At 34.4% G+C, this 12,642-nt stretch carries 12 protein-coding genes; all 12 read right to left on the reverse strand.

The annotated features are described in order from the left end of the window. Positions 1 to 94 precede the first annotated feature (94 nt). The gene (locus H9X96_RS18365) at positions 95 to 553 is read right to left on the reverse strand and encodes a RadC family protein (protein ID WP_187667677.1); all 459 of its coding nucleotides are present in this window, start codon (positions 551 to 553) and stop codon (positions 95 to 97) included. A 199-nt stretch (positions 554 to 752) separates the two neighbouring features. Continuing rightward, positions 753 to 1,760, reverse strand: coding sequence for a hypothetical protein (locus tag H9X96_RS18370; RefSeq protein WP_187667678.1), 1,008 nt, complete (start codon positions 1,758 to 1,760; stop codon positions 753 to 755). A gap of 47 nt (positions 1,761 to 1,807) precedes the next feature. Further along, positions 1,808 to 2,968: a DGQHR domain-containing protein gene (locus H9X96_RS18375; RefSeq protein WP_187667679.1), complete on the reverse strand. Its 1,161-nt coding sequence runs from the start codon at positions 2,966 to 2,968 to the stop codon at positions 1,808 to 1,810. A gap of 4 nt (positions 2,969 to 2,972) precedes the next feature. Then, positions 2,973 to 3,440, reverse strand: coding sequence for a hypothetical protein (locus H9X96_RS18380; RefSeq protein ID WP_187667680.1), 468 nt, complete (start codon positions 3,438 to 3,440; stop codon positions 2,973 to 2,975). Next, positions 3,441 to 4,256 carry a Dam family site-specific DNA-(adenine-N6)-methyltransferase gene (locus tag H9X96_RS18385; protein WP_187667681.1) on the reverse strand — a complete coding sequence of 272 codons (816 nt, stop codon included), beginning with the start codon at positions 4,254 to 4,256 and terminating at the stop codon, positions 3,441 to 3,443. A gap of 727 nt (positions 4,257 to 4,983) precedes the next feature. Then, a complete protein-coding gene (locus H9X96_RS18390) occupies positions 4,984 to 5,742 on the reverse strand; it encodes a hypothetical protein (RefSeq protein WP_187667682.1) in 759 nt (252 codons plus the stop codon). A gap of 1,234 nt (positions 5,743 to 6,976) precedes the next feature. Further along, positions 6,977 to 7,513: a hypothetical protein gene (locus tag H9X96_RS18395; RefSeq protein WP_187667683.1), complete on the reverse strand. Its 537-nt coding sequence runs from the start codon at positions 7,511 to 7,513 to the stop codon at positions 6,977 to 6,979. 422 nt (positions 7,514 to 7,935) lie between these two features. Continuing rightward, complete coding sequence (locus tag H9X96_RS18400) at positions 7,936 to 8,268, reverse strand: hypothetical protein (protein WP_187667684.1); 333 nt, start codon at positions 8,266 to 8,268, stop codon at positions 7,936 to 7,938. Positions 8,269 to 8,325: 57 nt separating this feature from the next. Then, on the reverse strand, positions 8,326 to 10,134 hold the full coding sequence (locus H9X96_RS18405; RefSeq protein WP_187667685.1) for a DEAD/DEAH box helicase family protein: 1,809 nt from the start codon (positions 10,132 to 10,134) through the stop codon (positions 8,326 to 8,328). A 107-nt stretch (positions 10,135 to 10,241) separates the two neighbouring features. Next, on the reverse strand, positions 10,242 to 10,853 hold the full coding sequence (locus H9X96_RS18410) for a hypothetical protein (RefSeq protein ID WP_187667686.1): 612 nt from the start codon (positions 10,851 to 10,853) through the stop codon (positions 10,242 to 10,244). A 113-nt stretch (positions 10,854 to 10,966) separates the two neighbouring features. Beyond that, a complete protein-coding gene (locus tag H9X96_RS18415) occupies positions 10,967 to 11,362 on the reverse strand; it encodes a hypothetical protein (protein WP_187667687.1) in 396 nt (131 codons plus the stop codon). A 140-nt stretch (positions 11,363 to 11,502) separates the two neighbouring features. Then, a complete protein-coding gene (locus H9X96_RS18420; protein WP_187667688.1) occupies positions 11,503 to 12,603 on the reverse strand; it encodes a hypothetical protein in 1,101 nt (366 codons plus the stop codon). Positions 12,604 to 12,642: the final 39 nt, after the last annotated feature.

Below are 12,642 nucleotides of genomic sequence, written 5' to 3' on the forward strand. Positions count from 1 at the left end.
ATGTTAACCCCTTGTTTTACCTATCTCCATGTTATGTGCACAAATCTCGCACAGTTTCTAACCTTGTTTATAATATTTGTTAATTAATGCAAGTCTATATGATCCCTTCATCAGCAAAGCTGTAGAATCCATCAGCTCCAATGATCAGATGATCTAGTACTGTAATATCTAGCAATGCTCCACCACTTTTCAACTTCTTAGTTAATGCGATATCCTCCCTGCTAGGATCAAACTCTCCACTCGGATGATTGTGGCATAATATCAGTCCAGAAGCACAGGCTTTAAGTGCTGAGATAAAGATTACCTTCGGATCTGCTATCGTCCCACTAAATCCACCTTGCGAAATATTGACTAAGCCTAGAACGCGGTTTCTTCTGTTTAATAGAAGGATCTTAAACTCTTCCAACAATCCCATCTTTCCCAAATCCCACTGCTGTATCAATATCTGATAAGAGTCATTAGAACTGCTTATTTGCGGTCTCTCTGAAACCTTGAATTTAGGCTTGTATGTGATCTCCACTTCTGCCACTTTGAATAACTTTGATTGTACCATAAGATTTTTAATTAATTATGGTAACCCAACCAAGCTTTCAACTCAACTAAGTCAAGAAATTCTGTATAAATAGGTGGTGCGGTTGCCACAGGAGCGTTTATGCCAGAATTTATTTAAACGTGTTGAGGAGACAAGCCTTACCTTTGTGGAGTAATTAATAATCTATAGCTAATCACAAATTATTCTGGACTTCCTAGATTTATCTTGTTTCTATAGTGAAGTTTTCATTTTTAGCTAATTCCAAAATATGATGTATGTTTCCAATACCCCATTCTGTCGAAACTGCGAAATCTATATTATCGGAACTTGTTAAAACATCTGATTTTTCCACAAAGTGCCTTTTCTTAGAGCTATTTACATATTTACTAGTGATATAATTTATCGTATTTATTACTCCTGTCGAACCCTGTAATTTTGCAGGGAATTTATTAGATAATTCCTGAAATGTAGCTGTTGGATTTAATTTAAGATAAAATTTCACAATTTCAAAAACTAGTCTGCCTTTGCCAAGTAAAAGGTTATTAAAATAATATTTAGTTTTATCTTTTGAGGATTGAATTGCAATTTGCCTTTCTATGGTCTTTTCCTTGATTTTTATTAAATAACTTTCTGCTTCTGGTAATGGTATAATCTGATTAACATCAAGAAGTAATTCATTTTTAAAACTGTAAGGAGATAACTTTACGCAGGTTATATCAATACCTTTACTAATTAGCCACATTACAGATGTCGTTAGTTCTTTTGAAAAATCAGCAGAGGCAAGAACAATCTTGACATTCGATGCAAATTCACCTTCCAGTGGAGTTTCCCAGTCTAAAAAGGTCATGAGCTCATCTTTTGCATTTTTAGGTATCCCTCTATTTTCTAAATAGGTTTGGAAAATAGATACACATCTTTCAAAACTCATCGTAGAAATCATAGAAGCGTATCTTAATGACTGCAATTCCATATGATCGCCAGTGTCATTCCTTTTTAATTCAATCACAACTAAGTTAGCATCTTTGTCGATGCCAAGCAGGTCAATTCTTCTCTTACTTTCATCCCACTCTGAAAATTCTTCTGCAATTATCAAAGTGTCTTTAGAAATGATTTCAATTTTATCTCTTAAGTGATTCTGCAAATGATTACGCTCTAGAATGCCATTTACCTGAAAACTTGTTTTTTTTACTCTAGTAATTCCTTCAGTTGTGATATTATATATTCCCATTATCTTTCACCAAGAGTCAATTAGTTAACCCCTATTTTTTAGTTGAATTAGATTACTTCATCATTAATTAGTCCGCTTTGGCTTAATAAATCTTTATATAACTGAGCCTGACCAGATGAGCCAGGAATATAAATTTCTTTAGTGAAATTTTCATCTGGGATCTCTATATTCCGGAAAATATTGATAAATTCTTCTTTTGAGATTACCTCCCCAATTCTATCAAAACTAAGGTAAGCATCTTTAAAAAATCTCATTAATGCAACAAACCCAGTTGATTTATTAAGGATATTACTATCAGCTCCAGAATTCCATGCATTTGGCCACCTTGAACTAACTGCATAAAAATAATTATATATCAACTGTGCAATTTCTATGTCCTTTTCATCAAGAATGAACATATTCCGCAGAAATAATTTTGTTAGCTCCTTTCCATATATTAAATCAAGTTTCTCGTTTTTATCTTTATGTATTTTGTAAAAATTACGATCTTCTTGTGCATTATTTGTTATGTATTTTAAAATTGATTTAACAAAGGTGTCTTGCGTAATAGTCTCCGTCTCTTTATTAACTGCATTTCCTAAAATTTTGATTTTTTTATAAAACGGACTTCCTTCCTTCTTATTAAGAGCTCTTGCAATATTATGAGCTGTTTTTTGCGGGCTCCTTGTTTTTGCAAAGGCAAATAAATCAGCAACTAAAGAGTTACTAACGTTTTTCTGCTCTTTATTAATTGTAGCGAATACAATTGCCTGATCTTCCAATTCCATATCAATGTAAATTGTTACAATCACCTGAAATTTACTCATGTCTTGTTCAAAATGTCTTAAACCGGCAATCCTATGTTGTCCATCTAAAACTTTCGCAACATCTTCATTATAGAGAATCTTCATGGTATTGGACTCTGGGAAATACGTAGCATCTTCTGAAGACATTGCTAAGATGATGCTATTCGGGAAGGTTGCATCAATAAGATTAACATATCTTCCTATTTCTCTTTCACGAGCTGGATTTAATTCACGTTGAATTCCTATGTAATCCTCCACCTCTCTATTTTCTCCACCGATTTCCATTCTGCGGACATCAGTAAAAGATATTTTTTCCAGATCACCACAATTTATGACTGCTATATACATTGATCCAATAGGCTGAGTAGCCTCTAGACATTGAACTTCGACATATTGCTTTTGTGTAACAGGTATATTTTGCATCTTTCTAAACTAAGTTATCTTCAATGGTTTGCTGCTCTTCTCTTCTTTCCTCAGCAACATCTGGAGTTGGTTTTCTTGCCATGATTTGCGAATAATAAAACACTGATACTGATAGTGTCAGACATAAAATCGATACCCACTTGGCAAAACTTATATCTGTTTCGTTATCACTTTTCATCATAACATACAGCATTGAGATAAGTATTAACATAACGATAATAATCTTATTTAAATTATCTTTCCAATCACTCTCTTTAACTCTAAATTGGTTATAAACAAGAAAAGATGCGCTAAAAAAAGAGATGCTATATAAAAGAATATCACCAGATAATAAAGTCTCTCCAAGATTAGCAACCTTCCACCTACGCCAAAAATTAAAAGTGAGGTAAATTGTTGGCTGAAGAGTGAAGACCAATATAATTAACGTATCTACGAGTGCAGGCCAAATTGCCTTCTTATAATTAGTTTGCATTTATATATTAGTAAAAATGAATTCATTATATTCTGTTCTTTTTGCACCTTTTCCGCCAATCAAGCTAGGTCTTTTTAGTTTCGCATATTTCCCAATATTTGAGTACAGGTTTTCTATACTTTCATGTGCCGCGTTAGTCATTATGAAGTAAGCCTTTAATTTAATTAGTTGTTGGATATATTCTTGTAATCTAACCTGGTCTTCCCAAGCGAAAATTTGTTGATTGTATTTGACAAACCCATTATTCTCATGAGCTACAGTATATGGTGGGTCTAGGAAAATTAAGTCGCCTTTTTTAATAGTAGGTAGAGTTTCCATAAAGTCCATACCATGTAGAGTAGCACCAGAAAGCAGGCCACTTCCGAGGTGCAAATTATCTATATCAAAAATTTTAGCTAGATTTCTATTCCCAAAAGGAACATTATATTCACCCTTCATATTAACCCTATATATTCCGTTAAATGATGTCCTATTTAAGTATAGAAATTTTACAGCTTTATCAATTGGATCTTCAAATTCTTCACTTCTAATGTTATAATAGAACTCCTTTTCATTTTTTGTCAATAACAGCCTTTCAATTACTTCGTTGGGATGAGTCTTTATCAAGTTAAATGTTTCAATTAGATCAGTATTTAAATCTGATAAAAAAGCATGGTTCTGGATATGTCCTCTGGATTTTAAGTAAAAATAAATGGATCCGCCACCGAGAAAAGGTTCATAATAATTATTGAAATTTACCGGTAGATATTCTTCAATTCGATTTACAAGCCAATTTTTCCCCCCAGCCCATCTAAGAAATGGCTTTACAATACTCATAATGATGATAAGTTGCGTTAATTATTTTTAATATAATTTAAACAAATATAATTTAATGTTTGATATATGCAAATTATTGAAGATCACTCGTATTTATTTCTTAGAAACGCAGCTAGAATAACTTTCAAAATTAGCTCACAAAAACGTGAATCAGAGATAAAAATCTAAGCAGAGGCAATCCGAAGGGTGACTGCAAAAGGCAAGTAATAAAAGATTGGAGTTTCTATAAATCCGTGCTATAGGCTCACCGCCTGCGAACATCGCTAAGATCCCAGATGCAGATCGTACGAAGTACGGCAGATGGGTATGTCTCGACACGAACAACTGGACTATGTTTGACCAAACATTGTAACAGTTGTGAAGTCTTAGCGATTGCGTAGGTGAGCTGCACTAGGAATGCGATTAGCTTTATCCAGGATGAAGCTTCAGCAAATCCTAGATAAAGATAAGGGTAGCTTTCACGGAGCAACCGATGCTCAATATAAAAACCATGACAATGCGAAGCTGTGGCGTGTGTTTTTAGAGAGCAGAGCTTTGCGTAGTACCTTATTTCCAAGCACTAGCTTTGTTAAACCACCGCAGAAGTGATAGAACGAACTAAGAGCAGTATTTCTAATAGAAAGCACAACAGTTGGTTAATGCAGAACATAAAGACTAAACCTTCCCATTCTCCGTGTAAGCCACCGATGGAGCATGGGAAGGTATTTAGGATGCTATTGTATGCTCGTTATTTACACCTATTAAAATCGTATTCATGAATATTTGTAAACTCGGTTGACCTTTCCGTCATTTTAATGACATTACCCTCTGAATCCGTTTGATATGTGAAAGAATAAGAAGAAGAATTTCTTACCTCTGATATGAGGTTCTTTGAAGCTTTACCAAAGTAAGCTTTTAAAATATATGTAGTTGGTATATGTGCTGTGTAATAATCTGCAAGGAAACGGCTTGGTGTTAGCTCATTAGTGTAAGATATAGTAGTGACACTTACCTTTCCGGGATCGTTGAGGTAGTTGCTTCTTACAGATGTCAAATTTCCATTTATGTAACTATATTTAAAGACAGCAGAAGAACTTCCATCGTCTGTACTTTCCTCTGATATATAGCCGTCTGCATTATATATATATTTATGGGGAGTCTCAGTCCCATTAATGATTTTGTTCGAACTTACAATCTTGCCGCTTGCATCTAATTGGTAAGTATGCTTAGAGGTTGGGCTATTAAATGACCATCTTTCCTCTATTATTTGGTTGCTTGAGTAACTATAACTTACTTCTCTATTGTCAGAATACCTCAACTTCGTTATCCTCCCTCTTTCATCGTAGATATAGGTGCAGTAGACTATAGAACCGCCTTGATTCTCACTGCTGCCTTTTATCATTTGACATGGTACATTACTTTCTTCCTCCTTTTCTTTAGGTTTTTCTTTCTTACATGCAGCTACGATCAGCGAGAGCGCTAAGAGCGTTAATAGAACTTTATTCATCTAGTTGTTTTGTTTCTTATATCGACAGCCCCTAATCGACAGGTATTTAATACAATAAAGTGGGACTTCCAAAAGTATTCAAGTGGTAACTGAATGTCTTACGGGAAGCCGTAAATCAGAAAGATGATAAGTGGATACTCTAGGTCTTTATTATGGAATTCTATAATGTATAAAACTTACTCCATTTCCTTAAAGTTCCTTCAGCCATAAGGTATAGTGAATGTTCAGAACAAAGACCACATTTAGAGTTGACGGATTCGTTCCAATACTTGGCAGCAATCAACTCCGCCATGGCGGACGTATCCGAGTTGGAAAACATAAAGTAGCCTATTGATTGTATTGTTTTACCAAAGTCAACGTGACTGGGTGCTATTCTTTGTTGGATAGTAGCTCGATTTAATTCAGCAATCTTATTTGATCCATGAATTTTAGCAACTATGGTGTCATATTTAGCTTGTCCATGGTTGTAAATAAACTTGTTCTTATATTTCGTATAGAGTTCATCAAATGCATTTATCATCGTCCTAACATTGATTGGTTAAACCTGTTAGCCACTATAAGCGCAAAAAGCCCAGAATCCCATTCGGATGAATGCAGTTCAATTTCATCCAAGATTACTTTCACTGCCTCGAGTTCCGAATGTAGAACCTCGCGGTCTCGAATTAGGAATTCGTATAATAACCTGCTTAGTTCAATCTTCTTTTCGGTAGCTAACATCTTTCCGAGTTCTATTGCCCTGAGTCTAGGGTAATATCTTAATTGCAAGCTAATGTCTTCATCTGCATCCAATAATTTGAAGATTATGTAGTTATCCTGAGATGAATATTTTCTGCTTGCACGAGGAATATAGATCAGAAATCTCAGAAATATCACTTTGTCACTTAATAATAATTCCATTTTAGTCTGCTTGTAGCCATTGTCCTATCATGGCATTTTAAACACAATAAGCGCTAGGACTGAGCTTTGTTTGCGTCTAGGAGGCTCGGCAAGAACCTGACAACAACAAACAAGTCAGCACCTAACGCTTATCGCGCAGGTGTTGAACTCATCTGTTCTTGTTGTCTTAGTTTAATTTTGCCGATTTTCCTAGACAAGAACAAAAAGCTTAACGCTTATATCTTAAATAAAGTAATTCTTAATGGTTGATTTAATTCGTTGGCTGTTCCTCCGTTTTAGTATTTCACGTAAAGATAATAACGTAAGGTGAATTAAAGCGCAATTGGGCGCTTTAATTTTAAGATGGCACCAATTCTTCTGAGGTAACGAATACGTAGTCCTTCTCACCGTTTAATACACGACTTATGAAGAATGGCTGAATATCACTGCCTTCATGGTCAATTCTGATGCAATTCTCAATATTAACATCAAACGCTTCGTTGTTGGTGCATTTAAATACCACTCGTATCATTCTGTTGAACAGCTTCTCTCCGAATCTTGTTAATGCTTCTTCATCGTAGCTTACGTAAATCATGTAGTAATTAAAACGGTTCTTTGTCAGTGTGTAGTTCCAGAATGGACTTAACCATTCACTTATTAGATTCGTTTCTTTACCGGATTTTGTATGGTCAACAGTTACCGATGTGCGATAACGTAGCGATTCAAACGCTGTTAGTAGTTCTTTACTGCCTTTAATCATGTTGTGGTAGGCTCGTTCCACACACTCGTTTCTTAATTCAAGGTTTTGTGCGAGAAGTATTTCTTCGCTAGGTGCAATTACTGTCATGGTTTCTTTTGAGGTTTTACGGGTTGTTAATTGTGATTTTTTAGACATAGTTATTCCATTCTCCGCTTTGTCGGAGGTTGATTTTAGAGCTGTTTAGTGGGCTTTTAAGGTTTAGTTGATGGGTATTGTACTTGGAGGGATTAGGCAGACTAGAGCAATTCATTTCTAATAGAAAAGGAGGTCGTGGATGCCTATAGATTAGGATTGACTTTCAGCGCTGTGATGCTTTCTATTAGAAAAGAAGAATCTCGTTGATCTAGGTTCCTGTTGCGTTCTATTGTCAGAGGTAATTTCTCCAGATGGAGTTTCTGTATATTATTTCATCTCCCACTAAGATGATGGCGGGGTCTTTTATGGTATACGATCCGCGCGGCTGACAATCAACACGTTGATATAGAAGCTTTAATTTTAAAATAAAAAATAAAATAAAAAAGCACCGCATTAATACGGTGCTTGAGTTATTCTCACGACTATTTTATAACTGGAAACCAGTCATGTGATTTTAATAAGTAGTGGACATGACCGATAACAAATATTGGTATTTCCTCATTCTCAAGGTCAATGTAATTCGACCTAAAGCCAACAATACCGAAGTCTTCAAAATTGTCTAAGCTAGCAACCAAGACATTACCTTCTTCATCTAAGATATTATGTTCATCTAGGAGAGACTGTAATAAATCCTTTGCAAACTCGTCATAATAGCTTACGCCCACTCCAAAGTGGCACAATATATCTTTAGTAAGGTTAAGTTCTTGGCTTTTGGTTAATGATGCCATTTTCTGGCTTTTATTTAATTTATTCATGTTTTTATATTTATTTCTGTCTATTTAGGACAGTGATTTATTAGGGGTTATATACTTTTATTTACTGTCCTTTATTCTATTAAACTTTGAGCTAATTACTTTAAACCCTTTTTCATGAGGCTTACCTTTTAGGCTTCTGCGCGGGCTTAGATTGAAATAATCTTCTGCTAAAAGCTTAATCTCAGCCTTTAAATCAAGTCCATGTTTTAAGATTATATCTTTTAGTGTCGACTTAAATGTTTGTGATGAACCCTCATAACCATCTGGAAAGGCTTCATGCAAATCTTCTATAAAGGAAAAGTTTGATTTTTGCTCAGAAATCTGTTTAGCCTTAACAGCACTTTTAATCTGTTTACTTGAATAAGCATTCTTCAGCAATTCAAATTCTCCCAGAATAAAGAAGGCATTGTAAATGTCAGGAAAGCACTTCTGCAATTCATTTAATACAGCATCCCTATTGTCGATCATATATTTTATACCATCCGGATTTGACTGTAGTTTCTTGATGGAATTGACAACAGCGTTTACTAAACTGGTCATAGAAATACCATTCTTAGCAATCTTATAATCTGCATCAGAGATTTCGTAAGTTCTTTCTTTCACGGTTGGATTAAAGTGTTTGTTCTGATAAGCCTTTAAAATCGTCTCCTGGGATTTAAAGATCAGCTTAACACTTTCCTCATGCAGGAAGTTATCAAACATATAGTGGTTTTTCGAACCATCTTCTTTTACAAAGTTGAAGAATGTAACAAGCTTCAATGCCTCTTGCAATATACTTTTTGCACCTGCATTTGAAGTTGAGTTCCTTAATGTCTTGATATGATTATAACATTGTTCGCAGCCTTCAAGAAAGCTTATGGCTTCTTCTTTAGTCTTAGCCGAAAGCTCTTCATTTGTATTACTAATCGCATATAATTTACCAACGCCCTTTCTAAATCTTCCAATGATTTGTACCGCTTCTGAGCGAGGGTCGATCATGGTATGATTAGCATAGTGTAAATTGGTGGCAAGTATCACTACTGGCTTCTCCTTCATATTAATATCCACTGCTGAGTTGAATCTGCTAGTGTAGAAGTTTATAGCTCCGTATTTTTTCTCATCAATATGGTCGTAAGCATTATAGCCATAACCTTTTAAAGGATACATTTTCTCCCGACTGCAAAATATGTGAGCTTCCGTTTTGATATCTAAATCGGCTACAACTGCTGTTATTGCCTTAATCGAGTTCAGGAATACACAAATTATCTTATCTCTATGTTCTTCAATTACAGACTTAAGGGCTAAGGATACATTATTGGTAATAATTACTTCAATATCTTTGCTGTAATCAAATGTTGGTTCTATAAGAACAATCTCAAAGCTTTGCTCCTCAAATCGTGGATCTGTAGGTGCAACAGCAGTTGCAGAAATAAATGCTTTTTGTTCAAATTTGAAGAAATCATCCATTGGTAGAATGATATTTTTTCTAAAGGCCACGTCTTTCATTGTCCTATCACATTCATCAAACAAGAGGAAGTAGGTGTTATACAAATCAATATTTAAATTTTCAGCGGCCTCTTTTACTTTGCCAAAAGACTCTGGAGTTACCAGTATTTTCTTGTATTGGACGTTCGTGTTTAAAAAATAGTCCATTACGTTAGATACATCAATGCCTTCGTAAACTCCAAATACTCCTCGCTTCTTTTTACCTTTTATTACAGGAACATTTGGCTCAATGATAATTGAGTTTCGTTGACAAGATAGCTCCAAATGTGTAGCACCTATGCCTGTAGCTGTTTTAAATATAATTGTATCGGAAGGAAGTGTATCTATGATGTCACTTAAATATTGACCTTTTTCGATTATCTTTTTTGATGTTTTCATCATTTAATTTTTGGCAATGAAGCGCCCATAAGCCTCTCGCTATTTTAGATATAGGTTCTTAATTTTTAAATAAAATATGGGAGAGAGATTACTCTCCCATTTAGAAAATATTATCTTTCCTTATTTGCTTCGCTATACAAGCCTTCTAAAGAAACATTCACTAGGTATAATTGCCAGATGTATCCTTCAATTAACTTTGCCAAGCCTGGAAAGTCAAAGATTTTGAACTCAGTCCCACCGTTCTTCCCGAATGCCTTAATCCAGTAATAAGATTTCCCATTTTTATCAGTATGTGCAAAATCAGTAGTATTGATCTTTCTGCTTTCGCTCATGATTCTTAGTAGGCTCGATAATGACTGTAGCTGAGTTTTTGAAGAAGTTTCAATTTCAAAATTAAACTGATCTATAGACATTATGCCTTGAGGCACATTTTCCGTAAACCAAGTTTGATTATCGATTAAGGTTTTATTGATATTATTTTGAGCTTGCAATTCTAATTTTGTACTCTCTCTTTGAGCTAAAATTGTATTTATTATGTCGTTATTTTTTTGGATATCGTTCATATTTGTCTGGTTCTTTGAATAATGGCGCGAAGCGGGCGTTATTACAGAGCTTTGTAATTCTTCCTCCAGTACAATAATGGTTCCTCCAACTCCTGCCTTAACTTTTGAAAAGTTATTGCTTTGTATTTCGTTAATTGATCGTTTCTTATTTCTTTCCATTTATAGCTATTTTTGAAACATAGGGATCCTATTCCCCCATTAAGACGGTTTAGAATTAGATAATAAAAATTGGTTAATTTAAGTGGGAGGTGCACTCTCCCACATTTTAAGATTTAAATGGTACTCTCGTGATACAACACCTCAAAGTATATTTCTGAAACAAATTCAGCGTTGATATACATGGAAATTAACTTTTCAAGTCCGTCAAAATAACGCACCTTATATTCGAGAACTCCATTCTTTGCATGTTGCTGGATCAAGAAATACTTCTCTCCATTTTCATCCGATTTCGGGAATGGTGAAGTAGTAATTTTCTGTCCGAGGCAAATTGCATCAAGCAATGCTTCAAAAGATGATAATTCATCTCTGTTATAATTTTGGAAAACAGTTCGAATAACCTCTTTACCCCATAGACCTTTTTCATCATTTTCTATCAAAACATTTTTACTATTAATTACAGGTAAGTTTTGATCTTTTAAATTGGTAGCGGACTCATGTTGTCCCGCCATTATGAAGTCTATTAAAGAACATTCATCATCATTATGATACCGCATTGGATATAATTTAAATTGAAAAATTAACATCTGCTCCGGGTATTGACTAGTATTATTCCCTTGCATTGACACAAAGAAACTCAATCATGTTCGAACTAAACAAAAGGAAAGTTAGGATTAGAAAGTTCGAATATTTCTTGATCGATGTCCGTGATATAGTACAACATTATCTTCTTGTTTTCACTCTTTTCTAAGTCCTGATATTTTTTTTTGACGCCATTGATAATTGAATCATTATAATTTATAATTTTCTCTGCATTAGTGCTTTTTGAAGAGCCAGCGCCGTTAAAACTCCTTATAATCATATTTTCAAAGTATCTAGGGAAGTTAGGCTTGGATTTTGGTAAAATTGAATGTTGCTTGGTTATGCAGGATATAAAATATACTAACCTAGCCTCGTCAGAATCTGGATGTGTATGTTTAGGTTTCTTCTCCGAAATCACATTGTTTACCCTTATATAATTCAAAAGTTTTAAAAGAAAATATTGATGAAACGCTTTCTCATAATCTTCCACCTTAATTTTTCTCATCTTATTCTTAACCTCTAACAAATCACCATAGGTGATGGTATCTTCTGTTAATTCCCTATTTAAAATTCCGCTCAAATCTTCTAGGTAATCTGAAAAAAGGTATGATACATATGGTTTTAAAATAGCCAATACAATAAACCTTGGCAGCCTTTCAGTTGCAATTATTTTTGGACGCTTAGTCGGGTTTTTATCGAGAAATGTTAACTCCAATCCAGAAAGATTATTTAATTGAGCATAACTGCCGATTAAGCTAATATTATCTATTTCACGTTTTAAGCCTTGGTATCTATTATATTGTGTTTTAAAAAGGCGTTTGTCAATTATTATTAACTGTAAGGCCAGAAACAGCAAATTATCAAATTGCTCCGGTCTCCGTAATTTTCGTTTAATATGGTCGATTTGTTTACCAAAATTTATAAGCCCACTTATACAGGGGATATTGAAATCCATTTTAAACTCACTTGTCATTAACGAGTTATTATCGTCTAGGTCTAGATACAGAATCTCTCCATTGTCAAGAATAATCTGTTCTCTGAATTGTGCCTCAAACTCTGCAATTTTGTGAAATTTCCGGAGCAATCTCAAGTCAACAGTTAATTCAAATTTGTTGGTATTTTGCCCTCTGCGAAAGGGATGATCTAGTATTGAATGGAGGTTGTTAGGCATACTTTTGTCTGTTGATATTCTATTACAAAAATAGCATTA

The organism is Pedobacter sp. N36a (assembly GCF_014472395.1).
GTDB lineage: Bacteria > Bacteroidota > Bacteroidia > Sphingobacteriales > Sphingobacteriaceae > Pedobacter.

Excerpts from the sequence above, each read along its gene's own strand:
- H9X96_RS18380 (WP_187667680.1), bottom strand. The coding sequence starts at position 3,440 with ATGCAAACTAATTATAAGAAGGCAATTTGGCCTGCACTCGTAGATACG.
- H9X96_RS18390 (WP_187667682.1), bottom strand. The coding sequence starts at position 5,742 with ATGAATAAAGTTCTATTAACGCTCTTAGCGCTCTCGCTGATCGTAGCT.
- H9X96_RS18385 (WP_187667681.1), bottom strand. The coding sequence starts at position 4,256 with ATGAGTATTGTAAAGCCATTTCTTAGATGGGCTGGGGGGAAAAATTGG.
- H9X96_RS18410 (WP_187667686.1), bottom strand. The coding sequence starts at position 10,853 with ATGGAAAGAAATAAGAAACGATCAATTAACGAAATACAAAGCAATAAC.
- H9X96_RS18375 (WP_187667679.1), bottom strand. The coding sequence starts at position 2,968 with ATGCAAAATATACCTGTTACACAAAAGCAATATGTCGAAGTTCAATGT.
- H9X96_RS18365 (WP_187667677.1), bottom strand. The coding sequence starts at position 553 with ATGGTACAATCAAAGTTATTCAAAGTGGCAGAAGTGGAGATCACATAC.
- H9X96_RS18400 (WP_187667684.1), bottom strand. The coding sequence starts at position 8,268 with ATGAATAAATTAAATAAAAGCCAGAAAATGGCATCATTAACCAAAAGC.
- H9X96_RS18420 (WP_187667688.1), bottom strand. The coding sequence starts at position 12,603 with ATGCCTAACAACCTCCATTCAATACTAGATCATCCCTTTCGCAGAGGG.
- H9X96_RS18405 (WP_187667685.1), bottom strand. The coding sequence starts at position 10,134 with ATGATGAAAACATCAAAAAAGATAATCGAAAAAGGTCAATATTTAAGT.
- H9X96_RS18395 (WP_187667683.1), bottom strand. The coding sequence starts at position 7,513 with ATGTCTAAAAAATCACAATTAACAACCCGTAAAACCTCAAAAGAAACC.
- H9X96_RS18415 (WP_187667687.1), bottom strand. The coding sequence starts at position 11,362 with ATGGCGGGACAACATGAGTCCGCTACCAATTTAAAAGATCAAAACTTA.
- H9X96_RS18370 (WP_187667678.1), bottom strand. The coding sequence starts at position 1,760 with ATGGGAATATATAATATCACAACTGAAGGAATTACTAGAGTAAAAAAA.